General features: G+C 59.1%; 24 protein-coding genes. 5 read left to right on the forward strand and 19 right to left on the reverse strand.

The genetic code is table 11. From position 1 onward, the window contains the following. Positions 1 to 230: 230 nt before the first annotated feature. The 4 genes from ORS3428_RS34510 to ORS3428_RS28130 all read left to right on the forward strand — a co-directional run bounded on the left by ORS3428_RS34510 (position 231) and on the right by ORS3428_RS28130 (position 5,281). Positions 231 to 797, forward strand: a complete 567-nt coding sequence (locus ORS3428_RS34510; protein WP_083354999.1) for an SET domain-containing protein-lysine N-methyltransferase — start codon at positions 231 to 233, stop codon at positions 795 to 797. 931 nt (positions 798 to 1,728) lie between these two features. Further along, complete coding sequence (locus ORS3428_RS28115; RefSeq protein WP_244507860.1) at positions 1,729 to 2,463, forward strand: hypothetical protein; 735 nt, start codon at positions 1,729 to 1,731, stop codon at positions 2,461 to 2,463. Positions 2,464 to 3,003: 540 nt separating this feature from the next. Then, positions 3,004 to 3,702 carry an SDR family NAD(P)-dependent oxidoreductase gene (locus tag ORS3428_RS28125; RefSeq protein WP_244508129.1) on the forward strand — a complete coding sequence of 233 codons (699 nt, stop codon included), beginning with the start codon at positions 3,004 to 3,006 and terminating at the stop codon, positions 3,700 to 3,702. Positions 3,703 to 4,045: 343 nt separating this feature from the next. Beyond that, positions 4,046 to 5,281, forward strand: coding sequence for an ATP-grasp domain-containing protein (locus ORS3428_RS28130; protein ID WP_071101552.1), 1,236 nt, complete (start codon positions 4,046 to 4,048; stop codon positions 5,279 to 5,281). A 1,252-nt stretch (positions 5,282 to 6,533) separates the two neighbouring features. On the opposite strand, the gene ORS3428_RS33600 is transcribed toward ORS3428_RS28130, so the two are convergent. Continuing rightward, a complete protein-coding gene (locus ORS3428_RS33600; RefSeq protein WP_172833740.1) occupies positions 6,534 to 6,683 on the reverse strand; it encodes a hypothetical protein in 150 nt (49 codons plus the stop codon). A 48-nt stretch (positions 6,684 to 6,731) separates the two neighbouring features. Between ORS3428_RS33600 and ORS3428_RS28135 the strand changes: the two genes are divergently transcribed. Then, entirely contained in the window at positions 6,732 to 7,283 is a 552-nt protein-coding gene (locus tag ORS3428_RS28135; protein WP_244508125.1) for a circadian phase modifier CpmA, read from the forward strand. Positions 7,284 to 7,317: 34 nt separating this feature from the next. Here the strand turns inward: ORS3428_RS28135 and ORS3428_RS28140 are convergent, their stop codons facing one another. From ORS3428_RS28140 to nifH, 18 genes are all read right to left on the reverse strand, one after another. Continuing rightward, the gene (locus tag ORS3428_RS28140) at positions 7,318 to 8,730 is read right to left on the reverse strand and encodes a metal-dependent hydrolase family protein (RefSeq protein ID WP_071101554.1); all 1,413 of its coding nucleotides are present in this window, start codon (positions 8,728 to 8,730) and stop codon (positions 7,318 to 7,320) included. Between the two features lie 494 nt (positions 8,731 to 9,224). Further along, complete coding sequence (locus ORS3428_RS28145) at positions 9,225 to 9,917, reverse strand: OmpW/AlkL family protein (protein ID WP_083355322.1); 693 nt, start codon at positions 9,915 to 9,917, stop codon at positions 9,225 to 9,227. 962 nt (positions 9,918 to 10,879) lie between these two features. Further along, on the reverse strand, positions 10,880 to 11,893 hold the full coding sequence (locus ORS3428_RS28155; protein WP_071101556.1) for a 1-aminocyclopropane-1-carboxylate deaminase: 1,014 nt from the start codon (positions 11,891 to 11,893) through the stop codon (positions 10,880 to 10,882). Positions 11,894 to 12,215: 322 nt separating this feature from the next. After that, the gene (locus ORS3428_RS28160) at positions 12,216 to 12,539 is read right to left on the reverse strand and encodes an exopolysaccharide production repressor protein (RefSeq protein WP_244508126.1); all 324 of its coding nucleotides are present in this window, start codon (positions 12,537 to 12,539) and stop codon (positions 12,216 to 12,218) included. A gap of 26 nt (positions 12,540 to 12,565) precedes the next feature. Beyond that, on the reverse strand, positions 12,566 to 12,883 hold the full coding sequence (gene fdxB / locus ORS3428_RS28165) for a ferredoxin III, nif-specific (RefSeq protein WP_071101557.1): 318 nt from the start codon (positions 12,881 to 12,883) through the stop codon (positions 12,566 to 12,568). Continuing rightward, positions 12,880 to 13,083, reverse strand: a complete 204-nt coding sequence (locus ORS3428_RS28170) for a CCE_0567 family metalloprotein (RefSeq protein WP_040971462.1) — start codon at positions 13,081 to 13,083, stop codon at positions 12,880 to 12,882. Before ORS3428_RS28170 ends, fdxB begins: the two co-directional genes overlap by 4 nt. Positions 13,084 to 13,108: 25 nt before the next feature. Beyond that, complete coding sequence (locus ORS3428_RS28175; RefSeq protein ID WP_071101568.1) at positions 13,109 to 13,579, reverse strand: DUF269 domain-containing protein; 471 nt, start codon at positions 13,577 to 13,579, stop codon at positions 13,109 to 13,111. Positions 13,580 to 13,856: 277 nt separating this feature from the next. Further along, positions 13,857 to 15,083, reverse strand: coding sequence for a TlpA disulfide reductase family protein (locus ORS3428_RS28180; RefSeq protein ID WP_244508127.1), 1,227 nt, complete (start codon positions 15,081 to 15,083; stop codon positions 13,857 to 13,859). Between the two features lie 132 nt (positions 15,084 to 15,215). After that, positions 15,216 to 15,701: a hypothetical protein gene (locus ORS3428_RS28185; RefSeq protein WP_071101559.1), complete on the reverse strand. Its 486-nt coding sequence runs from the start codon at positions 15,699 to 15,701 to the stop codon at positions 15,216 to 15,218. Positions 15,702 to 16,456: 755 nt separating this feature from the next. Then, a complete protein-coding gene (locus tag ORS3428_RS28190) occupies positions 16,457 to 17,101 on the reverse strand; it encodes a universal stress protein (protein WP_244508128.1) in 645 nt (214 codons plus the stop codon). 320 nt (positions 17,102 to 17,421) lie between these two features. Beyond that, entirely contained in the window at positions 17,422 to 18,207 is a 786-nt protein-coding gene (locus ORS3428_RS28195; protein ID WP_052458734.1) for a winged helix-turn-helix transcriptional regulator, read from the reverse strand. A gap of 27 nt (positions 18,208 to 18,234) precedes the next feature. Next, positions 18,235 to 18,714, reverse strand: coding sequence for a NifX-associated nitrogen fixation protein (locus ORS3428_RS28200; RefSeq protein WP_071101561.1), 480 nt, complete (start codon positions 18,712 to 18,714; stop codon positions 18,235 to 18,237). Between the two features lie 12 nt (positions 18,715 to 18,726). Continuing rightward, complete coding sequence (nifX, locus tag ORS3428_RS28205) at positions 18,727 to 19,230, reverse strand: nitrogen fixation protein NifX (protein ID WP_071101562.1); 504 nt, start codon at positions 19,228 to 19,230, stop codon at positions 18,727 to 18,729. After that, positions 19,196 to 20,578 (reverse strand): nitrogenase iron-molybdenum cofactor biosynthesis protein NifN, encoded by a 1,383-nt coding sequence (gene nifN / locus ORS3428_RS28210; RefSeq protein WP_071101563.1) that lies wholly within the window; start codon positions 20,576 to 20,578, stop codon positions 19,196 to 19,198. Before nifN ends, nifX begins: the two co-directional genes overlap by 35 nt. A gap of 9 nt (positions 20,579 to 20,587) precedes the next feature. Continuing rightward, on the reverse strand, positions 20,588 to 22,078 hold the full coding sequence (nifE, locus tag ORS3428_RS28215) for a nitrogenase iron-molybdenum cofactor biosynthesis protein NifE (RefSeq protein ID WP_071101564.1): 1,491 nt from the start codon (positions 22,076 to 22,078) through the stop codon (positions 20,588 to 20,590). A gap of 58 nt (positions 22,079 to 22,136) precedes the next feature. Continuing rightward, positions 22,137 to 23,678 (reverse strand): nitrogenase molybdenum-iron protein subunit beta, encoded by a 1,542-nt coding sequence (gene nifK, locus ORS3428_RS28220; protein ID WP_071101565.1) that lies wholly within the window; start codon positions 23,676 to 23,678, stop codon positions 22,137 to 22,139. A gap of 132 nt (positions 23,679 to 23,810) precedes the next feature. Then, a complete protein-coding gene (nifD, locus tag ORS3428_RS28225; protein WP_071094662.1) occupies positions 23,811 to 25,313 on the reverse strand; it encodes a nitrogenase molybdenum-iron protein alpha chain in 1,503 nt (500 codons plus the stop codon). Between the two features lie 98 nt (positions 25,314 to 25,411). After that, a partial coding sequence (gene nifH, locus ORS3428_RS28230) for a nitrogenase reductase (protein WP_071101569.1) occupies positions 25,412 to 26,054 on the reverse strand: 643 nt, incomplete at its 5' end.

Consider the following 26,054-nt stretch of genomic DNA (forward strand, 5'->3'; position numbering starts at 1 on the left):
GCGGCGCTGCCGACAGGCATTCATGTCGGGGAATCGCCGAAGGAAGGAACGCTACAAGCCATGGCGTGTAATGTTCCTTCGTGGCAAGTAGGATCGCCAAATCCACAGCTCGTAGCCTAGCACTGTTTGGGAATGCCGAGCAAAAACGCCCCAGAGGACAGAGTGTCACTCTCTACAACTTAAGAGTCTCATCTCACCGGTATTACTCTTTGATTGAAAGGAAATAGGCCGTGCCGAGTTCTAACATAAGCGAAGGCTTGTCTATTTTAACGGATGATGTCGCCTGCGCAAAGCAGCTCAATGCCCACAACGTAAGCATCCTCAGCACGGGTGGCGATAGAGGGCGCGGGGTATTCACCGCCCGCGACTTCTTGCCAGGGGAGATTGTTATCATAGGGCTAGTCGAGCGGATGGAGACGACACGAACGACGAATTCGTTTCAATTGGACTGGAATGTCCACGCTCTCTTTCAGGAGCCGGCTGTCATTGTGAATCATTCTTGTGACCCGAACCTCGCGATTGTGCCTAATCGCTTCGGCGCCTACGACTTTGTTGCCATTCGGCGGATCTCTGCCGAAGCCGAAGTGACGTGGAACTACGCAACATCGGAATTCGAGTGCATCGGGGTATCGGTGTGTCTTTGCTCATCGAAAAATTGCCAAGGTTCAGCCGGAGGCTTCTCCACGCTGCCTCGTGATCATCCTTTGCTCGTGTCCGGATTCTACGCACCATACCTCAAGGAGCCCGTGATACCTTCCAAGAGAGATAGGATTGCTCCCCAAGCTCGTCGTTCATAGCAGCTGGAAATTCTCCAACACACGAGTCGAAATGTCCATTATTTGCTTGTGGTGTTGCCTGAAAGACGCGAGGGTTCGTGAACGGCCCGCCGCGTTCGCAAGGGGTATTTTGAAGATAACTCTGTTTAGTCTGCAATGTATCCGGTTTCGGGGTCGTGGTCCGGCCAAGATGGAGATCCGCGCAAGCTGATCCTCATCAGTGCTGTTGTGCCATCGCCGTGAGGCGACGACTGTACACGGCCAGAAACCGCCATCGGCTGACAAAATGTCCGGTTCAAGACAAAAACCGGCAAAATGTCGGTTTCACTACATTCGGCCCTCTTGTGTTACAAGGTTGTCATTCAGGCCTATTATGCAATCACTGGGCGTTCAGCACGCTGGCACAGACCTTGCTAATCGAGATGTGCAAAACTGATTGACGGCTGACCGCATCGCGGCCCGCATGACGATCGAAACGCTCCTTCAGTTGGCCCGGGTGCAACGTCTCTCAGGAACAGCTTGGGCCGTAAAACCGCGCAATGACGTTGGAGAGCAATGTGTTTTTGCAGATGGGGTCGCCGCTTCCTCCGATCAATTTGAAGACTTGGCTGCGCGGCGAGCCTATCGCACATTTTCAGTCCAACGAAATGTACGTCGTCGGATGTTCGGCGACGCGCCACCCGATGCAGTTGCAGGAAAGCTTCAAGGACAGTTGCCTAGAGGTCATCGGAGCCAAAGTTCACGAACGCACGCTAACGTCGGTTGAGGCGCGAGCCAAGCCGGACGCCGTTGAGGCAAAAGTGGTCGAACTTGAATTGCCCGATAGCGCTCGACTACACAGGCGAAATGGAAAAGCCTTGGCTGGATGCCAGCTTTTCTGCCGCAGCTCCGACCTTGTTTCTGACCGATCTAGATGGCCGTATAGTCTTTATCGGTCACCGGACAGAACTCGATGACGCCTTTCGAAGAGTGCTCAGCGGCAGCTGGCGCGGCTAATGCCCCAGCCAACGCGAAGTGGATCGCGGAGGGAGAACTCACAACGAGCGAACAAGCTAAATCGATCAATAGGAGATTTTGGGCGGCCGTGAGGAACCAGGACTGGGGTACGGCCCTCTCGGCGGTCCAGGAGGGCGCCGCCTTGATGCCCGGCGACATCAATTACCGCCTGGCTCATGCGCATCTATTGCTTCACAGAATGAAGGATATGCGGACCGGGTTGCCTGTCATGCGCCAATTGGTTCGCGACGCCATCGAAAGGAACTCCGAACATTGGATGCTGGCAACACTAGACCAACTCTTCGGTCCGGCGCATGATCACTCGCATTTTCCGTCACCTGAGCGTTTTGCGCTCGGCAACGAGCTGGCAGAGAAGCTCCTTGCACTCAATCCACAACATGGCGACGGCCGCAAGTTCCGGACATATCCGGCAGTCGCTCGATACTATCACGAGAGCGGCAACCAAGATCGCGCGATTGAGTTGGTCGAGATCGCACTGAAGTCGCTGGACAGTCCGGAACCTATGCTGGACGAACTGAAACAGCACCTTCTACCAAATTTGGTGCAGGCCTTGGCCAACCACAAGGGTGAGGAGGTTTGTTACGGCAATCTCTGTGCAGCTCCGCAAACCAATTTCCTCAAGCCGCGTCCGCGGCGCGGGCCGAAGAGAAAGCATAAAAAGGAGCGATAGCATGGCTTTCCGGCCAATGCGTTACTGCAAATGGATCCCATCGCAGTGCTGAACGAATTGGCATCGATTACAGTGATTTTACACAAGGATCGTTTTTCGGACGCTTTTTAAATCATTCTGGAACGGAACGAAGGCTCAGCACCTAACGAAGAAGGAGCTTTAGCTAATGGCAAAATTTCAATTCGGATTGATCAACGGCAACCAATGGGGGCGCCAGATTGGCCTGGCATTTCGAGCGCACGGCGATCAGATCAGGCCGTCAGCGCTGATTGAAAATCTTGCGTTTCCGACGCGACAGGCGGTTAGCCATAAGCTGCCCGAGCCTTCGAAGGCAGGAACTCTGTTCGTCAGGCGGTCGCTCATGGCGATGCACAAGCCGATGCTCGCTTGGCCGACCGGGCGAAGGGGTCGCCTCGGCTATGCGTCGGAAGGTGTTCGGGTCAAACCGGGCTCCTGCGAGCATCTCATGGACGGGGCGGTTGGCGGGGTGAACGGCGAGAGGGCACTCGCATGAAGCCTTTTGTCGGGAGAGTCGCCTTGGTGACCGGGGCCAGCAGGGGCATTGGGGCGGCAATCGCCGGTAGGCTTGTTAGCGGGGGAGCCAGAGTATTTGGGGCTCAGCTTGAAGAGACCGGCGATGTAGAAGCGATCGTCGCGGATCTTTGCGATCCCGAGGTTTCGGACATGGTGATTGACCAAGTCGTTCAAAAGGCCGGCCGCCTGGATATCCTCGTCAACAACGCTGGGCGGATGGTTGAGGCAAAGGTAGACGAGATGGGGCTCGACGAGTGGYAACGCACAATGGCGCTCAATCTTGATGCTCCTTTTCTGCTGATCCGTCGCGCCATGCCTCACCTTCGGAGAAGCCGCGGCTCAATTGTCAATATCGGCTCGATAGAGGGATTGRCCTCCAACCCAGGGCACGCCGCCTATTGTGCCTCGAAGGCAGGCCTGCACGGCCTGACGCGTGCCGTGGCAGTCGATGGGGGGCCAGACGGCGTGCGCTGCAATGGCGTGGCTCCTGGATGGATCGATACGGAGCTCAACRCCAATTTCGTCGCCGCGTTGCCGAAGCAGGCCCGAGGAAGGCTGGGTACCATTCATCCGTTGGGACGAACCGGTCGGGTTGAGGAGGTCGCGGCTATGGTCGCATGGATTGCCTCCGACGACGCTGCATTTGTCACCGGCCAGATCTTTGTCGTGGATGGTGGCCGCACTGCCAAACTAAGTCTTCCATGAAGGTAGGGGTAGTCCGACGTGGGTTGGCCTCATTCCCGGTCGGATAGCGAGAAACATCCAGTTTTTTGAGGGCAGTCCCACCCGCGGTTGGCGGATATTGGCGCCTGGTCGGCTGCAACTAAGGAGGATGAGAACATGCGTTGGCTGACGAGCACTCGCMCCACCGGCGTGATCAAGCAAAGGCAAGCAGTGTTCGCGCGCGTTGGTGAACCACGTACTTAGCAGCGCCTAGCCCTCATCGGCGGAGCCTGTTGCCATGGCCTAACAGCCAAGTCTGAAATCGGGGGCAGTACTTCCTTGCGTTCCTGGCTGCCGCACWAAACGCATATCGGAGTCCAAGGTCGTGTTAAGAAAAGCGCTCATCCTCGTAGAAGGTGATAGGGGCAATGGTCCGCTCTGCATCCAAGCGGCTGAACGTCTCGGGCTTCACCCAATTACCTTGGCGGTAGATCCGGCTCGGTACGGATATGTTGCGGCGAGAAGCATTGAGGCTATTGACGTCGATACAGCCAATATCGACGCTCTGATCCGTGAGTGTTACGGGCTGCGCACAAGGTATGACATTGCTGGTATTACTGGATTTGCGAGCGACGATGTTTTAGCTTCCGCGACAGTCAGTAAGCTCTGCCGGCACTTCGGTCTACCGGGACCGAGCCCTGTTTCGATTCAACAATGCACCGACAAATTCACTCAACGTCAGCTTCTCTCGGAGGCCGGCGTTTCAGTACCCGCATATCAGACGGCAGTGAACGGGATTGAGGCTGAAAGCTTCGCGAGTGAGATCGGACTGYCGGTAGTCGTTAAGCCGGCTTTAGGAAGCGGAAGYGCCCGTGCTAAATTGTGCAGAAATCTCGAGGAATTAGGAGCACATACGGCCAATCTTTTCGGGGTGATGYAGACCGAGCGCACCGCGCAACGGATACTGGTCGAGGATTTTATACAAGGACCACAATACAACGTTAACATGATGGGGAACGAAATAATTGGCATTGCCATGGTTGAGTTATGTCAATGGCCAAGTTTCATCTGCCGTGAGTGGGCCTATCCCGCTGTACTTAATGACGGTGAGCGCGAAAAAATTTCCGACGTTTCGCTGAATTGCATCCAGGCTCTTGGCCTTGGCTGGGGGCCAACAAACATCGAGCTCCGGTTGACGAAGCATGGTCCAGTTGTGATTGGAGTTAGGCCGCATCTTCCAGCTTCGCCCGCTCCTGAATTGGTTCAGCTGRCTTATGGCGTGGATCTCATCGCCGAGCACATCAAACTTGTGACCGGCGCCCAACGCAGTTTGCGGAGGAGCCCGACCGATACGGCGGCCGTGYGGTTCCTGATTTCTGATCGCGATGGAACGTTCGATTGGGTGGACGGCGACACTCGGGCTTCTGCTGTCTCAGGCGTGTCCGAGGTTAAATGGTATATCGAACCTAAGGCGCGGATCGCCAGGAAAGGCGATTGCCGAGACCACATTGGACATGTCATCGCCGTTTCATCCAATCATGCTCAGACACGGGTAATACTTCAGCGGGCCGCAGATTCAATCGATTGGTCGATCACACCGTCTCTCAATCTTGGCGAATAGGAACAACCTCCGGACCTCTGGTAGTCGTAAGAACCTGGAATCCGGTAGGGCAACGAGAGCATCGGAAAGGCTGGCCCCGGTGTTCGCCTGGGTCCTGCGTGCGATTGTCGCCAACCTGTGGCGTGCCCACATACGGCGCGTGTTGAGTGATGGAATCATTGTCTTCGCCGGCGCATTTCACGGCAGCACGCTGTTAAGGATGCAATGAGGGGAAAGGGGATCATACAAGCAGTCATTCGGGCTGTTCCCGGGCAACATCTATCGCGGCGAGCCTCGGGTTTCGCCCAGCAGCTCCACCTGCGCGCTTTGCCGGGGTGCTCGAGCTTTGCCATCGCCCAATTGCCGTTTGGGCCTCCTCACAATCGCCGTACGAGTCGTCAAGATGAAGGCGCACATCCGCCTGCACATTTGATGCTGGGGCTCATTCGCAAATCGACGCAAGGCTTTGTGAACATCGGCACGGCAGGACGGACGCAACCGCGGTTTGCCGAGCGTCAGTGGGTGGCGTGCCGAAGTTCGTGGTCTGCGACAATCTCAGGGGCGCCGTCACCAACCCCCGACCGCTACGACCCCGGTCTCAACCGGACTTGTGCGGAGATGGCGAAACCCGGATGCAGGTCGGGTATGACGAACCGCCAGTCAGCCATATCCACCTTGATCTGGGAGACGCCGCGCGGCCGGGGCCGTCCACGTGTTTGACCGTAAACGAAGGCCGGCATATCTCGGATCGTGTAGGACCTGACCCGCGGCAACGGCAATCAGTTGGGCACATTGCCGCCGCGCTTGAGAAGCACCGGTCAAAGACTGTGTTGGTGCAGTGATGCGAGGACGGGATCACGATATCGTGCGACAATTCGGCGGCAATAATCTGCATCAGTGAGGCTCAGTTGAAGCCCCACCGAGTGAGCACCGCTGGGAGCCTGTGGCTTTGAAGYCTGGAGGGTCGGGGAGGCATCTCCAGCGATGTCACACGGCAACCAGGGCTCATATTGCCGCGCGAGTGATTTGCTGTGGCAATTTTCGGACAATGCAACGGCCGGGCAAAGCAGCAATTGTCCCGGGGAGGAATCAGGGTGCTMAGAAGCTCAAACTCAGTCAATGCTGGCGCGCCAAGTCGACGCAGGGACGGGTTTGGCTCGGTTGCAAGCAATCCGAAGCGATCAACGAGTTGAGGCGTCAGCCTAGACGCCACAGCTCGACTTATCTTTGCGGCACCTGCGGATCACATACGCCTAGACGCAATGAGGCGGCATTAGCGCGGGGGCCTGACGATCATGACGGTCGGATCGGTCGACAGAAGCTTCTTCGCCTCCGCCTTGACGTCTGTAACCGTCACGGGGTAGGTCAGCGCGGCGCGGCTCTTGATGTAGTCGGTGCCGTTGCCGACCGAGTGTTGGCGCATGGCGCRCAGTGCCTGACGACCCGCCTCGGACCCGATGTCTTCGCCCGCATGGCGCCCACTTATCGCGAAAGGCTGGATTACGATCACATCTCGAGGACAGCTTACCTGAACTGGGCCTCTGTTGGTGAACGTGAACCGGCTCGTATCGCGGTGGTAACAGCCGGCAGCTCGGATATGCCGCAGTCGGCCGGAGTTACGCGAACGCTCACCTATCTCGGTGCCGCGACGAAGCAATTCATCGATATCGGCGTGGCCGGCCTGTGGCGGTTGTCGGAGAGTGTCGACGAATTGCGGACCTTTTCGGTCATTGTGGCGGTCGCCGGCATGGATGGCGCCCTTCCAAGCGTACTGGGCTGGAATCGGATGTCCTCAGGGACGTACTTTCCACCGCCGGTACTTGTGGCCGGCGTGATCATGTGCCTGCCCACCTCGACCGGGTATGGGGTTTCGAACGAAGGAGAAACCGCCCTCCACGCGGCGCCGGCCTCCTGCGCACCCGGATTTGCGGTGGTAAACATCGACAACGGGTACGGCGCTGCGTGTGCCGCATTCCGTGTTTTGAATATGATGCGGCGAACCGCAGCCRCTCCGAATAGCTGACGAGGATTCGGCCGTTGCATAGTCGACTGTGAATTTACCCGGGAGCCCAGGGAGCTCTCTCCTGCAGTCTTTTCGACGAGCAACTTTTCGCGCCAAGGCAAAAATCGCCACCGTTTAAGGTTTTCTGATCATCGCAACTATCGTGGYCTGGATCTGGGCTTGGAATGTTGTCAACGGCCCGCCGGTTCTGCTCGGGACAGCTATTGTCGTCGATGGTGTTCTTTACCACGCGTCCGGCCCTCACGATGAGGGATAGGTGGTCGCCCTGGCCGCCGAGCAGCGACATGTTCTCCAGCGGGTCACCGTCGACGGCGATAAAGTCGGYGAACACGCCGACCTGGAGCGATCCGACCTTGCCGGTCATGCGCAGCAACTCGGCCGCATGGCACGTCGTGGACCTGATCACCTCGATCGGCGGCAGCACCTCGGCGCGTATCGTGAATTCGTCGGACTGGTACTTGTGCAGTTCGCCCAGGAGATCAGTGCCGAACGCCATCGTCACCCCGGCCTTCTGGAGAATTTCGAGCGAGYCCCGGCTGCGCCGCCGGACGTCGTCGAGCTTCGCGACGGACACGTCCGGYAGGCCCAGCGCCTTGGCATGCTTGTGCAGCGCTTCGCAGGCCACCAGTGTGGGGCAGGCGATAGCGCCGCGTTCCTTCATGAGGCGCGCTGTCGCCGGCTCGATCAAGTTGGCATGTTCAACCGAGCGCACACCGCACCGCACGGCACGCGAGATCGCCTCGTCGGTGTAGAGATGCGCGGAGACATAGGTCTGAGCGTTCGCCGCCTCTTCGACGATGGCCTCCAGCTCTGATATCGAGAACTGCTGGAAGCTGATGGGATCCGACGGCGACGACACGCCGCCATTAGCCATCGCCTTAATGAACTGAGCTCCTTGGCGGATTTCGTCGCGAGCAGCGTGACGAACGGCGTCGACGCCGTCGCAGACCCGGCCCATCGCGCCGAGACGGTAGGTCTGGGACTCGGCGCTGCGGTTGTCGACGAAGCCGCGATAGTCGCTGTGACCGCCGGTTTGGGAGAGCGCCTTGCCGCAGAAGACGAGACGCGGTCCCTCGATCTGGCCGGCTTCCTCAGCCTGGGYCAGCGGCCGCGTCGCCCCGCCGACGTCGCGCAGCGTCGTGAAGCCGCGCATCAGCATCTGCTTCATGATGCGCGCCGCGCCGAAGGCGACCGTCACGTCCGGAAGCATCGCCGTGYGGCCAGGGTCGACGGTGATCGCCGTCACATGGACGTGGCAGTCGATAAGCCCTGGCATCAGGGTGCGGCCCTTCAGGTCGATGGTGCGCGCCGCCTTTGAGGAGATCGGCTTCTCGGAGATTTCCGCGATCACGCCATCCGCGATGCGCAGCCACGATTCCGACGCCCCGGCGAAGCCGTTTCCGTCAAGCATCCTGGCATTGGCCAGGATCAAATCATCCGCGGGCATGGTTCCTCATTCTTTGTGCTGGCTGGGTGTGACCGAGATATGCGTGTGGCGGACGCGCTCGCGAGAACGCCGCCCAAATGCCTGTCAGGACAAGCAGGTTGTCAAATCCAGTCACCAGCAGGAACAGCGCAGAAATCGATGTGCCGATGACGCCGCCAATGTCGTGGAGACGTGAAGCTGGTTCCGGGTGGCTGCGATGACCACGTAACCCACAACGACGATGCTGCGCCCAGCAAAAAGAAGAAGCCGACCGAAGACAGATGCTTGCCTTTGTGTGTGAGCTTGCGCACGACATTGTCTATCGCCGCAATATGGCATGAAATGCATGTCGAAGGCCGAGCATTAGACCGGGCCGAGCACCTACGAATGAGGCGCTCGCCCATATTGCACGGCGTAAGGTTGAGGAACAGCCTGGACGGGATCAGGTCTGCCCACAAGTCYTTCATTGGGCGTTTTCGCCGCTTTTAAAATCGAGCCGAAGAATCGCCGACCTGTTAGAAGCGGTAAGTGACACCTGCACCAAGCAACCAAGGGTTTAGCTTGGCCTTGCCCTTCAGATCGGTGCCGGCCACTTTGACGGTAAAATCTGGTTCCAGAAAAAGCTTCTTGACATCGACGTTGATCCCCCAGTGCCGATCCAGCATGTAGTCGAAGCCGACCTGCAGCGCGGCACCAAACGTGTTCTTCACATGGAGAGCATCGGCGCTGCCGACACTTTGATTGTAGAAGACGGTGTAGTTCAGGCCGGYGCCGACATAGGGTCGGAAGGCCCCAAAGTGGGTGATATGATACTGCAGCGTGAGCGTGGGTGGCAGTACCCATACCTTGCCGACATTCCCCAGTGCGCCGATTGCTCCAGTGCCATCAACGTTGGCGTAGGTAGTGGCGAGGATGAGTTCGGCAGCGATGTTTTCGGTGAAGAAATACGAGATGTCGAATTCTGGCGTCACGGTGTCTGAATAGGAGAGATTGGAACCGGCAATCCCGCCGACGTAACCTGAATCGTTGGTTTTCACTCCCAACGCGCGCACGCGAATCTGCCACGGGCTCGACGCCTCCACTGTTCCCTGGTCCTGTGCGACGTAACGTTGCGCAGGGTCTGCCGCCAAAGCCTGCTGACCCACCCCCATCAGGACGATGAGYGCCATCGCACCCTGCGCCGCAACCGTCCGCACTTTTGTCATCATGTTCTCTCCTGGTGTCCGATACCGTAGACTCTGTCGTTTGTGCGCGCGGGATGACTTCTCGTCACTCGCGGGTACAGACGCTCTGCGAAGAGCACTGCATTTGTCGTGCCAACGAGAAGAACCATTGGGAAACCGCACGATTCGCTTCCGACACAGTCGTGTGTCGGAGCTGATACTGTCGCGTTTCGGGCTGATACTGTCGTGTTTTGYACAAACGGACTATCGACCGAAAGCAGGCGAGAGCTATCCCCGCCCCGTTGGCAGAGGGTGAACGAGACAATTCCTCACGAGGTGGTCACGACGCTGGTCATGCGTGGYGGACTCTTCCATCCACAACTTCGATGTCTCATGTGAGAGTGTTCGGCCTGCCAGTCAGGCTTGAGGTGATCGCAATCTCTCGCGGTAGCGCGCTAACGCTGATCCGGTCGAGCATGGTCATATCGAGCATGTGATCTTTCTCCCAGCCGGTCACGCCAGGCTGGAAACTCTCTTCGAACGCGATCGAGAAGAAGGCCGCATGTCGAATTCCATGCTGAGGCTCTCTCCGGAGATCGCCCACGCAGCGAACTCTCCAGCACAGGCTGGCGCTGGATTTCTCGCATGGCATTGAGCCGCGCGATCATCCACCCGCACTCGGGCGATGGAAAACTCGGAAACACATCCCATTCAGGGCTGCCCTAGCCAGCGCTCTTCTAGCCTTCATGATCGCCAAACCCGCCGCGGGCGGAGCGGCCCGGCAATCAGCCCGCTCCGGCCGAGTGACCGCATCGAGTAACCGCCCAGATGCCGGGCACAAAGCGGTCCTGGAATTTTGGGCGCTGCCCGCCAGCGTCGCCAAGTGTTTGCGGTTCGTGGCGATATCAATAGGCGGCTGCGCCGACCRCCCCAGATGCGCTAGCTCCGCACTCGGCAGCCGTCGCGGCGACTCCCAGCCGACTCGCTGCTGACGCGGCCCGTGCGGGTCAGCCGTTTCGAAAGGTGTAACCGTAGCCATTGATCGCCGGCGCACCGCCGAGATGYGTGAAAAGAACCCTCGATTCCTTGGCAAAAAAGCCTTTCTGGACCAGGTCGATCATTCCTTGCATCGATTTGCCTTCGTAAACGGGATCGATGATCATACCTTCGAGCCGCGCGCATAGACGGATGGCATCCTTAGTTTCCGGAGACGGTATGCCATAACGTGGGTAAGCGTACTCCTCGAGCAACACCACATCATCCTCGACCAGTTCCATTTCGAGATCGACGAGCTCCGCTGTATGTTGGGCAATATCCAGCACTTGCGCCTTGGTTTGCGAGGGAGTGGCAGAGGCATCGATACCGATGACGTTGYGATGTCGACCGTCATTGGCAAATCCGACGAGCATGCCGGCATGCGTCGAGCCCGTGACCGTGCAAACGACAATGAAGTCAAATGCAAACCCAAGCTGTTTCTCCTGAGCGCGCAACTCCTCTGCGAATCCCACGTAGCCGAGACCACCATAAGGGTGAACGGACGCGCCAGCTGGTATCGCATAGGGTATGCCGCCCCGGGCCTTGACCTCATAGAGCGCCTTTTCCCAACTGTGGCGGATGCCGATGTCAAAGCCCTCGTCGACCAGATGCACTTCTGCGCCCATGATGCGGCTTAAGAGAATGTTGCCGACCCGATCGTAGACGGCATCCTCATGTGGAACCCAGCTCTCCTGAACCAGGAGGCATTTCATGCCAATCCTGGCGGCGACTGCGGCGACCATTCGCGTGTGGTTGGACTGCACGCCRCCGATGGAGACAAGCGTATCGGCATCTGAGGCGATGGCGTCTGGGATGATGTATTCGAGCTTGCGCAGCTTGTTTCCGCCAAACGCGAGTCCGGAGTTGCAGTCCTCGCGTTTGGCGTAGATTTCGACCTTTCCACCCAGATGCTTGCTGAGCCGGTCGAGCTTCTCGATGTGCGTCGGTCCGAAGGTAAGCGGATAGCGTTCGAACTTTTCGAGCATGTTCTCTCCGGCKATGTGTGAATGAGCCGAGACTAGCTATGCACATCAGCTCGAGGGCCTGTTTGGTCTCAGGCCGGCTGCGTTGTCCGCGTCTTGGAAGAGCTTCGTCACTAATCCAGCGCCTCATTCGCCGTCCCGACACGCAACGGCCACGCTGGCGTCCCTAGCAATGCCTGTCGGACCCTACTGCTCGCCGGGGACTGGAACGACGGAATGYGGTCGCTGTCGACAGCACCAAGCATAGCATTCCTTGAAACATCCATCCGATGTTCACGGTTGATTTGAACCAGCATGAATCTGACCTTGATCTCGTCGTCGCGCGTCAGTGGAACAGCGATATGCCGCCCATCGGAAAGACCGGAGGCACATCGGAAGATTTATTCCTCACCACCTCATCATCGTCTGGCAGCTGATATTCCGACTGCGTCGCAACTCCGAAATGTTCAGCCCTTTGGCCAGTTTTGCTAGTGCCTCCAGACCGCCAGATCAAAAAGAGCACGCTTGCGAAATAGACTATTTGGAGGAGCAGCGAACAAGCCAGCGTTGTGACGACTACTGTGCGGATGGAATGAGAAGCAAAATAGACAGCCAAAGCGTTGCCGCACAGGACCACCCAAAAAGTGYGATAAAAGATTTTGAACGACAACGCCGTTCTCCTGGTTTCTCGCCACATCATGCAGCGACCTTGTCGGCGGCAAGATGTGTCTGGCAGTTCTTCGGGCAGACGCGGGAGCACGCTCCGCAGCCGACACAGCGGCCGRCATGATCGACGACCATGATCATGCGATTGAGCTCGCCATCGAAGTCGTCGTCTTCGTCGTTGCAGGGGCCGAGGATTTCGCCTGCGTCATCGACTCCGTAAAGGTRCATGACCTCGCGCGAGCAAACCTTAAAGCAGCGTCCGCAACCGATGCAGGTCGTGCCATCGATAGCGGTGAGATATTGCGGCATCCATTTGGAGCCGTCGCGGGTGACGAAGGCGCTCGTCATCGCGCATTCTCCGATGCAGCCAGATCTCTCTTGGCGGCGTCCAACTCGGCAAAAACGGCGAACGTTCTCTCGGCAATCACCTTGATCTCGGTCCAGTTGACCGGGAGGTCTTCGGCAAGGTCGTGCAACTCCATCTTTGCGGTTCCCGCACGTGACTGCAGCTTGCGGACCTTCTTCTGCAGCTCTTCAAGGTTTGACATTAATCCTCCTCGAAAACGGCTTCCGTCACACCAGCGAGACGTCGGGACTGACTTCGGTGTCTGCGGTCGCATCGTCGACCAGTCTCGTACCGGCCTCCGCGAGTTGTCGGAATGTCTCGAAGCCGAACCGGTGGATGTCCGGACAGAACGATCCAACGCCCGGCACCGACAAGCCCGCGCCCACWGGCCTCACGGATTTGGCCTCCACAATTGGCGATGTCACCAGGCGGAGACGCTCCGCGATCGCAAGCCCGACGGCGCTGTAAAACATGTCGAGCCTCCACAGCGCGTGGGGATCGGGATAGCCCATGCCAGGGATCGCGCGGCGCGTTTTTCTGGTGACGATGAAGCCGRCCAGCAGCGCTGCATCCGATTTGCCTTCCCATAAGCAGTAGGACTCCTCAGCACGGATCAGCCGCACGAGGCATTTGACGAACGGGGTGGCAAGGGCCGCCTCGTCCTCGTTGCTAGCAGGGCAGATCGCGGCTTCGGGCAATTTCATATCCTCCCCGTTTCAGCCCTCTTCCTCGAATTTCCTTTTTCGGCAACGCCTAGTTCGGGCACATACGCGTGGCCGATGYCCGGCTCGGAGCGGGCAACTCCAAGCAATTGATGTCCGGGTGACCGGTCTTGGACGCGTCTTCGACCGCGAGGCCATCCACCACGGCGAAGGTTCGYGTCCAACATCACTTGCGCCGCGATGCGGGTGCAGGTCATCGCAAAATWCGCGCTTTGAACCTGCCGCAAACGATCCACCCGGTGCTGCATGGCGCCTACTTGCTGCGGTCACGCCAGGTAAATCGACGAATTGGCCAGTAAACATTCAAATTGACGCCCCTTTTTTTGTATTTTCTCCGGCCGATCGCGCCTTGATGCCGGGGGGAAAATGTTTTGCGAAGCCGCAAAGAGAGCGCTGTAACGGCCCTCCCAGCCTTGTAGCTGGCCAGGGTCTGCAGCAAATCCGGAAGAAGGTGCTGTTTCWGGGCGTCCGGAATAAGCTCCGGACCGTCCAGCGACTGCAATGCCAACCTGAGTAACTCGATCGCGCGATCCTTATTGCCGCTGTCGTAATAGTACCTAGCGACCGCCGGATAGGACCGGAACTTAGGGCCGTCGCCTTGCGGGGGATTGAGTGCCAGGATGTGTTCGGACAGCTTTTTGCCCATCGCGAAGCGCTCAGCAGATGGAAAGTGCGAATGGTCGTGCGCCGGACCGAAGAGCTGGCCTAGCGCTGCAAGCATCCAGTTCTCGGAGTTTCTGTCGATTGCGTCGCGAWCCAATTTGCGCATGGCGGGCATGCCTTTCTGCATGTCGTGCATCGTGTGAAGTAACAGATGCACATGAGCCAGGCGAAAATTGATATCGTCCGGCACCAAGGCGATGCCCTCTTCGATCGCCGAGAGCGCCATCGTCCAATCCTCTGCCTTTATCGCCGCCCAGAATCTGTCAACAATTGGCTCCTTCAAGGCCTGTTCGCATGCTAGTGCACCGCTTCTGGCGATCCGCGCAGTGTCGGCGGGTTTCGCTTCATCACTGGCCTGCCAGCTGCCGTTCAGTACCTTCGGCAAAACCTCGTCGAGATGCCTCGGATGGCCGATAAAGGCGATGTGACCGTCTCGGTCGATCACGAACGAGGTCGGAATTCCGATCGAAAAGCTGGGCCCCCTCCAAAGCTTGTTCATTTCGCCTGTAGGGTGGAATCCGATGCGATAGTTTAGATCCGGGCACCTTTCGGCCAACCACGCGCCCAGCTTGCCTCGAGCCTCAACGGGCGAGGAAGCGTTTTCATCAGCCGCGACTCCGACGACCTCAACTCCGGCGTCCTTGAATTTCTCCAGCACCTGCCCCAGTTGGAGCGCCGCCGCCGTACATGGTCCRCACCAAGTCGGCCAAAACTCGACGACATACACTTTGCCGGGCTGGAAACGCGCAAGCGGCTCGCCACCCGGCCAGGTCTCGACCTTGATCGGGGGAGCCTGTGGTTCCATCTGCAATGCCATGTTGCTCTCCAAGGCTATTGCCAAAGGTTGCGCGACTTTGGGCGCGAGTTTGTTTTCCTCTACGAGGGGCACACGGGTTCAAGGAAAGCGAGCATCATTCATCTCGCGCATCTGCGCGCCTTGAGCGTTTGCTCAGTCTTGCCGCATCCAGTGTTGCCGCATCTCCATTGGCAAAGGCTGTGCCAGTGTGCTCAGCGTGCAGCAATGGGTGATTTCACTTGAACCAACCATGCGACGAAGACGGCCGGTTGTATTGAACCCGACATATTTGCCGCCGTTGTCAGGTTTCGGACATGCGTTCACTTTGCGCGCCGTCAGAAGAGCCTGGCCACGGACCACTCGACATGGATGGCGGCCAAGGGATGAGCAGATGGACATCATGACTGCGTCGRCTATGGCCGGGCCTGTCACCATCGCCCGCTTCGCGCCCATTAGGTTGAGCTTTGTGCCGTAATGTCCCTCAGGCGGTAGCAGAAACTCGGCATTTACGATTGCAAGGAGCCGCTCCATGCGCGTGCCGCGGCGCCCCCTTCCGCCTTGCGATTGAATTTCCCGGCTGGTGACATGGGCGTCCTCCACGACGACGCTGGTCCAGCTGCGGCCCGCCACTACCGCCATCGCCAATGYCGCCATTTTTTTGATTGACTATGACGATGGTTGCAGACTGGCCAGGTGTGCTGGTGCTTGGTGAACTCTGCGGCATTCCTGCCTTGTGTTACCTTGTGTGTTTCCGGCGCCCGGGCGCTGCAGCGCCCGCGTCCGGGGTGCAAAACGAGCGTTGTCGGATTTGATCAGCCCACGACCATTCGGCCGCCGCGCGGCTCGAGCGGGACCGACCAATACACTGAAGATGCGGCGGTCCTCGCCGCTCTACCATCTCGGCCTATGACATTATGATTGATGCCATCGCTTGCTGCCCAATCCGGCAAGGGCCCGACTGTCCGCTGAACTCGAGGGTGTTGGCCGCGCGGTACTATGATTGCGTTGTTCAGCCCCAACCCAATAGTGAGGGCGATCCAAGATTTCGCCCATGCGAGTGGCGATGCGGGTCCGAGCGGCGTGCCGCGTCGAAAGGATTCTCGTTTTCGACCTGACGCCGACCTGCAAACCCTTGAGTTTTGACTGCATTGAGAAGCCCATTTACGTCGGCGCGGCCGTTAAGTTCCGCTCACGGATCTTCTCGAACGAGCCGAAGCCATCGTAAGGGCAACACTGGAGACGTGCGGGATGGTCTCGGGCCGAGGCGCCTGTAAATTATCTTGAGGCTCTCCGCGAAAACCTGCGCGTTTACCGCGACCTTGGCCGACTTGGCACCAGGATAGGCGACCAGCGAAGCAGAGCTTCGAACAGCATAGGTGCCCCCTTCGGAACCGTCACCGCGCCAAAAACAGCGGCAATGGCGGCTTTGCTTCTATCCATCTCCTTACGCCACCAAAGAGCCGCTCGCGCAGCCGCCGGCTTCCATAAGCGCCCATGACAATCATGTTGGCAGACGTGTCGATTGCGTGCTGCGCAAGCACCGTTGCCGCCGGCTTGCCGGCGCTCGGCAGCCGATCGACCGACACCCGAGCACCATGCCGGGTGAGATAGGCGGCGATGTCGGCTCCCGGCTCGGTGCCGTTTCCGGTGCAGGTCACCTCCGGATCGACCAATGTGAGCCGAACTTCCTCGGCTCCGGATAGCAAATCCAGCGCTTCCCGAACCGCACGGACGGCCTCCACGCGAGAATCCCAGCCGACCAGCACGCGCCGTGGCGACAGCGTCGCCTCGGCACCCTTCGGTACGACGAGCACCGGCTTTCCGGTATCGAACAAGCTGCCGTTGATAACAAGAGGTYCGAGATCGATGTCGTTGAGAAGTGCGGGGCCGACGATGGTCAGGTCACTGYAGAGCGCCCGCTGTCGCACCGCGTCGCCGACGCTGGCCTGATCGCAGTATGCGGTATCGATGTCATAGCAATTCCACATAGCTCCCAGCAGTTCTTGAATATCCTTGGACGTCTTTTCCAGAATGGCCATGTCGTGTGAAAATTTCTCGATTTGCCTATACCGCCTTTCCAGTCTGGCGATGGCCGCTRCATGTCGTTTTGGCCACTCAGGCATGGAACCGCAAAGCGGCGGAGACCCCATAATAAGTACCGAAAGATTCGCGCCGACCTCGGCACACAAGCCGGCAGCTATTGTGACGTCCTCATCGGAGTGTTCAGCTCCGGTGACACTGAGTACGCTTTTGAAGGCCATGTGATCCGGTACTTTTTGAGCATGTTGTGCCTGCAGGCGTTTCGAAGCCGCAAGATTTGCCCTCGCGAGGGGATGGGAATGGCAAAACCGCTTGCCATTCAGCCATCCGGCTTCTCGAGTGAGTAACCTGCCGATCTGACGGTACGAATGACGCTGCCGGGCGAGGCCGCCTTCAGCGCCTTTCTGATCCGGCTGATATGAACGTCGACGGTGCGCGCACCGATATGGATATTCTCGGGCCAAGCCGCGTCGATCAGCTCGTCTCGGCTAAAGACCTTGCCAGGAGCCTCAAGCAAATGCCGCAGCAGGTTGAACTCGAGCGGTCCGAGATGGATGTCATGGCCATTACCGCGAACTCGGTAGGCATCGAGCTTCATCTCAAGGCCGCCGCAGCAGAGCCAGCTGCCGTTTTCGGCCCCGTTTGAACCCGGCTTCGGCAGCGCCAGCTTCGTGCGCAGACAGTCAAGCAGCGTGGCCGGCGCGATCGGCCGCACAAAGCTCTCGTCGATGCCTGCCTTCAAGAGATCGAGGTGCTGGTTCTCGGCGCCGGGGGCAATCAGGGCAATAACGGGAAGGCCACCCGTCCGGGGCTCGCTCTTGAATGTTGCGCAGATTGTGGAGCCCGTTACGCTTGCTGGCCCGCAATCCAGCACCACGGCCTGGAGCTCTCGTTCATCGGCCGCTGCAATTGCTTCCTTCACGCCGCCGGCCGGCTCACTCGTGAAGCCGTCCACCCCCAGAATGTGGCTCAGGAACAGATACAACTCCGCATCTTGCGAACAGATCAGGACCAATGGCTTCATCGGCGCTACCCCAAGAAGCAAATCGGCCTCGACCGCCCCGGTTGGGTGGGCGGGCCATGGCAAATCTTCAACGCCCGGCATGATCCCCTTGCCCGAAAATCGCGTTCATCACGCCCGCGCCACCTCGGGATAGGCTTCAATGGCGGCGATCGCGTCGCCCGCCAGTTTCGTACCTGCCGCCGCGAGTTTCCAGAATGTCTCGAAGCCGAAGCGGTGGACGTCGCGCAGGGTCTTCGACAGAACGACCAAACGCCCGGCCGTGAAAAGCACGCGCCCGAAGCCCTCATGGCTCATCTCCATCATCGGCGATGYCATCAGGCCGGACCGCTCCTCGATCGCGAGCCCGACGGCGGTGTAAAACATGTCGAGTCTCCACAGCACGTCAGGATCGGGATCGCCGATAATCGGGATCGCACGGCGCTGTTCCTTCGTGATGATGAAGTSGCCCAGGAGCTCAGCGTCCGATTTGCCTTCCCACGACCCGTAGGAATCTTGGGCACGGATGAGCCGCACGAGGCATTTGACGAACGGGGTGGCAAGGGCCGCCTCGTCCTCGGCGACATCAGGGCTGACCACGGCGTCAAGCATTTCGCCTACTCCTCATTTGAAGTCTTCGTCTTCGAAGCACGGTTTCTTTTCGGCAATGCCGGCCTGGCCCAGCACCTTGCGCAGCCAAGGGGGAGGAGCCTTCCTGAGCATCGTTTGCGTGCGCAACAGCACCTCTTGGATGGTTTGGGGCTGGGGCACTTTGATCGGATGGATTTTCGCCGAAATAACCTTGGCTGCCGAAGGTCCGCCAATCGCCAGGYAAAACAGGAGATGACAGCCCTTCAGCGCCACCACCTTCGGCGTGATGCGATCGTCGCCCTCGCTGCGATGCGTCCCGCTCTCATCGGAAACGTCGTCGAAGGCCACGGCTTCCACAAGTTGCCATTCCTCGCGCGTCACGTCGTACACTGCAAAGCGCTTGGCCGACCCGAAGTGAGCGTTGAGGTTCTTCATGTCTTGCGTGGCGATCGCCACGCGCAAAGCGCCGGCTTGCCGCAGCGGCATTGATGCATGAACCTCGTCAGTGACGAGCGAAAGGCGACGAACGGAGCTCATCTGGCATTTCTCGGTGGCGGAATGGATCAAGCGCCTCAGGCGTCGGCGCATGTCGATTGGCCTGGAAGATGTTGGCAACCTCGAAGATCAGGTCGCGGGTCCCCTGATAGAGGACTGTGAGCTTGTGTTGGCTGCCGAGACGGTCAAAGATCGGGAAGCCGACGCGCATGAGCGGGATGCCAAGGTGCTGCGCCGCCTGGCGGCCGTGGGAATGGGTGACGAGGAGATCAGCGCCGGCGCCAAGAACTTCCAAATCGCCGAGATCACCGATTTGAACCGACTCCGCCGGTATTTTCTCCAGAATTTTCGACATATTGGTCGTGGTGACCGCCGCCGCGATTTCGGAGCCCATGCCGACGAAGAAAGTCGCGAGTTGGTAGAGTTGGTCTGGTTCGGCAGCGATCRCAATTTTCTTGCCTCCGAAATGGAAATGTCCGTCGAGCAATGCATCCTGCAACTGCGCCCGGCGCCGGCRCACCCCGGCCGGCACCGGCGCGCCCGAAATCGCTGATAGCAGCGAGACGAACCGGTCTGCGGTCTTCAATCCAGCCAGCGACTGAAACATCGCGTAAGGCACGCCGGTCAACCTGTGCAGCAGCTCGGCCGGGCGGCGCATATGCTCACCGATGACAATGYATTGCACGGCCGTGCCAAGCTCGCGGATGTCCTCGACGCTGGTGCCGCCATAGGTGGTCGTGACCCAGCGGTCTGGCACTGTACCGTCGAGCGAGCCGGAGACATCCGGCAAAATCACCGGCTCGAGCCCAAAGCTTTCGACCATGTCCCGCAAATGCTCGATRTCGGCCACAGTGAGATTCCAGCCGGGCAGGATCGCGATCTTCTTCGATCRCCGCGCCTGCTCGCCGGGCCGCGTGATACTTCCGATTATCGCCGTGACAGCCTTGGCCCAGCCCTCTTCGATCGCCCCCTCGAAATCCGGCGTATTGGCCAGCACGACCTCCGTACCCGCGAGTTCTTCCGTGCGCTTCTGCCTGATATCGGCGATATCCCCTGCGAAATCCTCGCCTCGGGTTTCCGTTAACGCCGTCGTGCAGACCCCGATCAGCTTTGGCTTTGTGCGAGTCTTGAGATTGAGGATCGCCTCTTCCAGATGATCYGCCCCGCCAAGGATCGTMGCCACTTCRTCCATCGCGGTAGTCTGCAGGGGGRTGGCTTCTTTGAAATGCCGCACGAAGAGCACGAGCGCGAAGCTGGTGCACCCCTGGCTGCCGTGGAACAACGGCATCGCACCATCGATCCCAAGAAAGGCCAAGGCTGCACCCAGCGGCTGCGACGACTTCAGTGGATTGACCGCCGCGGCTTTTGTCTGGGGAAGGATGCGGACCATCGGCTTTCCTCAACACTCGCCGAAATCGTCGGCCGTCGTGCCGGCGAATTTCTTGAAACTCTGGACGGTCACGGTCTCACTCTTCGTGCTCGGCGGTTCGTCCCCTGTGGCGAGCTGGCATTCCCACGGCGGTGGCTCCCGCACCTGGCGCCAGATCGGGTTGCGGATGGCGAGGTCGATTTGGYGCACGAGTTCCACCATGCCGTCATAGCCGGCATAGGGCTGGTGACGCTCCTGGTTGATATCGAGCCAGGGAGTCATTGCCTTCAGTGCAATGAATTGCGTGCGCCCGCCCGACAACATGATGTMGGCCTTGCGTTGCGAGAGCATGGCATAAAGGTCGCGCGGTGCCATGGTCTCGAACATGTGGTTTTCGTCCTTGAGTATCTTCTTGATGCGCTCCTTGTCTTCGGGCGTTGATTTCTTGACCGAGGTGCCGACGATCTCGATGCCGATCTCCATCAGTGCGTGGACCACCGACCAGGACTTCACACCGCCGGTGTTGAGAAGCACGCGCTTGCCTTCGAGCCCCGGCCGGTAGGTCGCGAGCTTCTTCCAGGCAATCGCCTCCTCTTCAGCAATCAATGCCTCGGTGCGGCCGAGGATCTCCGGATCCGCACCCTTCTTCACGAGCAGTCGAGATATCTGCCGGAGCGCCTCAGAAGTGTCGGTGATGCCGTAGAAGGAGCCCTCGAAAAACGGGATGTCCCAGCGCTGCTCCATCTTGCGCGCCAGATTAATGAGGGCGGTCGAGCACACGATCATGGTTGCCCGGGCGCGGTGCGCTGACGCAACGTCGAGGTAGCGCGCGTCGCCCGGAATTGAGGCTCGCACCCGGATGCCGAGYCGATCAAAAAGCGGCTTCACCAGCCAAAATTCGCCCGAGAGGTTGAATTCGCCAAGGATATTGATGTCGTAAGGGCCGGCATCGTCGGGCTCCGCCGTGCCGATGACATGGTCGAGCAACGCCTCGCCGGCAAGCTTGTTGCCGAGATTCTTGGAGCCGACGAAGCCCGGCGCATTGATCGGCACCACCGGCAGGCCGAACTTTTCAGCCGCGCGCTTGCACACGGCCTCGATGTCGTCGCCGATCAGCGCCGTCACACAGGTCGAATAGACGAAGATCGCGGGCGGCGCATAGGCCTCCTTGACCTCGCGGATTGCTTTGAAAAGCTTCCGCTCGCCCTGCCCCATCATCACGTCGAGTTCGGTGAGATCGGTCGTGAAACTTGTGCGCCATAGCGTTGGCCCGGACGAAGCCGTGCCGCGGTTGTCCCAGGAATTGCCCTCGCAGGCGAGCGGTGCATGGACCAGATGCGCGACATCGGTAATCGGCTGCAGCACGATTTTTGCGCCGTCGAAGGCACAGCCGCCGGCTGCCGCCCCGGGGGTCAGCGGCTTGGAGCAGCCCTGTTTGCGCGCCTTGGCGTCCTTGCCGCGGTTCTTCTCGCAGGCAGGCTCGTTGAAGAGATCTTGGATCTTGGCATTGAGCGAGGACATTGCCGGTCTCCAAAGTCAATCGAGAAGACGGACCAGTTGTAAAAGCCGGCCACCGCTCCTAGCGGGTGAGGTCATAAGAATAGTCCGTCACCCCCGTCTCGCTTGTCTCGTGATCGAGCTTGTCGAAGATCTTGTCGAGGATTGTCGTCAGTACGCGCAACCCGCCTTGGTAGCCCATGAGGGCAAAGCGATGGTGATGGTGCCGGTCGAAGATCGGAAACATCAGCCGGATCAGCGGCGTGCCGGTGTCGCGCTCCAGATACTTGCCATAGGAATTGCCGATCAACAGGTCCACGGGCTCGGTGAAGAGCAGCGATCGCATCGCCCACAGGTCCTTGCCCGCCCAGACTTGAGCCTCCTTGCCGAAGGGCGAGGAGGCAAGCAGTTCCTTCATCTCGTCTTCCCACGCCGTCGTGCCGTTGGTGGCGAGGCAGTGGGTCGGCTCGCCGCCTGTCTCCATGATGAAGCGGGCCATGGCGTGGACAAAGTCCGGGTCGCCGTAGAGTGCGTATTTCTTGCCGTGCAGCCAGGATTGGCTGTCCGCCATGGCGTCAACAAGTCGGCCGCGCTCCAGTCGGATTGCCTCGGGGATTTCCTTGCCGGAAATAGCGGAGACCTCCACCAGAAATTCGTCGGTCGCCTGAACGCCCAGCGGGTAATGGAACGAGGCCGTCGCTTGGCCGACCTCCTCGCAATATTCCAACGTCTTTCGAGTGTTGTAATGCTGTAGTGATAGTGTCGCCTCGGCGTTGAGTGCATTCTTAACGTCTTGGATTTTCGTGCCGCCGTCATACATGCGGTATTCGCCGTCCGATGGTGTGTCGAACTGGTCAGAGGCATCTTGGATGAACGTATAGGACACGCCCATCAGATCGAGCAGGCGTTTGAGTTCCCGGTTGTTGCCAACGCAAAAGCCGTCGAAGCCCGGAATGATGTTGATCGTTCCCAGGACTTCCGTACGCTCCTGGCCTTTCCAGAAGTGCTCCAAAATGCCCCTGACCGTACCATCATAGCCGTCGACGTGGCTGCCGACGAAGGCCGGCGTGTGCGCGAAGGGCACGTCGAAGTCGCGCGGGACCGAGCCTTCTTCCTTGGCGTTCTCGATGAAGCTGTGCAGGTCGTCGCCGATGACCTCGGCCATACAAGTCGTCGATACGGCGATCATCTTCGGGTCATAGAGTTTATACGTGTTGGCGAGCCCGTCGACCATGTTCTTCAGGCCGCCGAACACTGCCGCATCCTCGGTCATTGAGGAGGAAACTGCCGATGCTGGCTCCTTGAAATGGCGCGACAGGTGCGAGCGGTAATAGGCCACGCAACCCTGACTACCGTGCACGAAGGGCATGGTTCGCTCGAAGCCCGTGGCCGCGAACACGGCGCCTAGCGGCTGGCAGGCCTTGGCGGGGTTTATGACAAGCGCTTCGCGAGCGAAGTTTTTTTCCCGGTATTCCCAGGTCTTGGTGAACTCGCGTTGATCGGTAACGACCTGATCCTGGTGCGGACATTCGAAATTCAGCTTCTTGTCGGCCAGCATCTGCCTGTATTCCGGCTCGCGGAAGAGGGGCGCGTGGTCGAGAACTTTTTCGGCCGACTGCGGCATGGTGGTCACCTCTTTTGGTATCTGACCGCGCCATACGGCGGGACAGGAACATCAAACGTTTCTGGTCTTCCGCGATCACGGATCGCGGGGTTTATCGTCTCCTTGGGGAGACCAAGGCGAAGGGTCCGGTATTTATTCRGCAGCCATCGCCCGMCCACGGCTCGGACGTCTTTTCCAAGGCGCCTCGAATAGTCCCCAGACCGGGTTGTTGATGGCAAGATCCACATCACGGGCGAAAACGGCAAAGCCGTCATAGCCATGATAGGGCCCCGAATAATCCCAGGAGTGCATCTGACGGAACGGTATGCCCATCTTTTGAACGGGGTATTTTTCCTTGATCCCCGAGCCTACGAGATTAGGGCGAACCCCCTCGATGAACTTTTCCAACTCATAACCGGTCACGTCGTCATAGATCAGTGTGCCGTTCTTCACGTAGTGGGCGGTGCGCTGATAATCGTCGTTGTGGCCGAACTCGTAACCTGTGTCGACGATCACCATACCGAGGTCCTCGTAGGCCGTGATGACGTGGCGGGGGCGTAGGCCGCCGACATAGAGCATCACCGTATTGCCTTCGAGGCGCGGTCGGTATTTGGCGATTACCTCGTCGACCAAGGGGCGGTACTTGGCGATCACCTTTTCGGTCTTCTCCTCGATTTCCGGCCCAAAATGCTTGGCAATCTTGCGCAGGGAGGCTTCGATCTGGGAGGGACCGAAGAAATTGTACTCCATCCAAGCGATGCCGTACTTTTCTTCCATGTGCCGACAGATGTAGTTCATAGACCTGTAGCAATGGATGAGATTGAGCTTGGCCTTCGGCGCGCGCTCTATCTCGGCGAGCGTAGCGTCGCCGGACCAGTTGCCGACCACGCGCAGGCCGATCTCCTCGAGCAGGATTCGCGAAGCCCAGGCGTCGCCGCCGATATTGTAGTCGCCGACCACGTTGACGTCGTATGGGCCTCCCTCGAACTCGACCTCCCTCTTCTCGAACACCCAGTCGCGGATCGCATCATTGGCGATGTGGTGGCCGAGCGATTGCGAGACGCCGCGGAAGCCCTCGCAACGCACCGGCACGATCGTTTTTTCGATCTCCTTGGCCTTCTTGCGCGAAACCGCTTCGGTGTCGTCGCCTATGAGGCCGATCGGGCACTCGGACTGCAYGGTGATGCCCTTGTTCAATGGAAAAAGTTCTTCAATCTCGTCGATGATCTGTTCCAGCTTCTTGTCGCCGCCGAAAACAATGTCTTTCTCCTGGAAATCGGAGGTGAACTGCATTGTGCCGAACGTGTCGATGCCGGTCGTGCCGACGTAGTAGTTGCGGCGCTGCGACCAGGAATATTRCCCGCAGCCGACGGGACCGTGCGAGATATGGACCATGTCCTTGACCGGCCCCCACACCACGCCTTTTGAGCCGGCATAGGCGCAGCCGCGAATGGTCATCACGCCGGGAATGGACTTGATGTTCGATTTGACGTCACATTCCGAAAGGATCTCCCCTTCCTCGCCGGGCTCGTCCCCGCTCTTTGCGACGTTGAGGTGCTTTTTGCGGCGCTTCGCAGTCTTGTCGGGATATTGCGACAACACCTCCTCGATAAGCTTCGCATGGAGAGCACCGTCATTTTCGTATTCCAGGCTCATGGGACCCCTTTCAAGGTTCGTGTGACGCCTCACCGGCGAGGCGCCGTTATTCCAAAGGCGCGCTAGGTCAAGGCCGCACCTCAAGTAGACAACGCTCGTTACAGTGCGGCCGCCTTCGCCGTTTCCTTGGCTTGGAGCTCGGCAAGCATCTGCTCGTCTGTCTTCATGATGCCGAAGTCGAGCAGCATGTCCTCGAGCTCCTCCATGGTGATTKGGGTCGGTATKGTGCCCTGGCCCGAATTGGCATGGATCTTCTCGGCCAGCGCACGGTATTCCCCGGCCTGCTTCGAGTCCGGCGCATACTGGATCACCGACATCTTCCTTAGCTCGGCGTGCTGGACGATATTGTCGCGTGGCACGAAATGGATGAGCTTGGAATTGAGCTTGGAAGCCAGCGCTTCGGCGAGGTCGAGCTCGCGGTCGGTTTGGCGCTCGTTGCAGATCAGGCCGCCGAGCCKCACGCCGCCCGAATGGRCGTATTTCAAAATGCCCTTAGCGATGTTGTTGGCGGCATAGAGCGCCATCATCTCGCCGGACATGACGATGTAGATTTCCTGGGCCTTGTTCTCGCGGATCGGCATCGCAAAACCGCCGCACACCACGTCCCCGAGCACGTCGTAGGAAACATAGTCGACATCATCGTAGGCGCCGTTCTCCTCGAGGAAGTTGATCGAGGTGATGACGCCGCGGCCGGCGCAGCCTACACCCGGCTCGGGGCCGCCCGACTCCACGCACTTGATG

Source organism: Mesorhizobium sp. ORS 3428 (assembly GCF_001854785.1).
Lineage (GTDB): Bacteria > Pseudomonadota > Alphaproteobacteria > Rhizobiales > Rhizobiaceae > Mesorhizobium.

Coding starts and splice junctions, on each gene's coding strand:
- ORS3428_RS28195 (WP_052458734.1), bottom strand. CDS start 18,207: ATGCCGGGCGTTGAAGATTTGCCATGGCCCGCCCACCCAACCGGGGCG.
- ORS3428_RS28170 (WP_040971462.1), bottom strand. CDS start 13,083: ATGTCAAACCTTGAAGAGCTGCAGAAGAAGGTCCGCAAGCTGCAGTCA.
- ORS3428_RS28115 (WP_244507860.1), top strand. CDS start 1,729: ATGACGCCTTTCGAAGAGTGCTCAGCGGCAGCTGGCGCGGCTAATGCC.
- nifK (WP_071101565.1), bottom strand. CDS start 23,678: ATGCCGCAGTCGGCCGAAAAAGTTCTCGACCACGCGCCCCTCTTCCGC.
- ORS3428_RS33600 (WP_172833740.1), bottom strand. CDS start 6,683: ATGCGCCAACACTCGGTCGGCAACGGCACCGACTACATCAAGAGCCGC.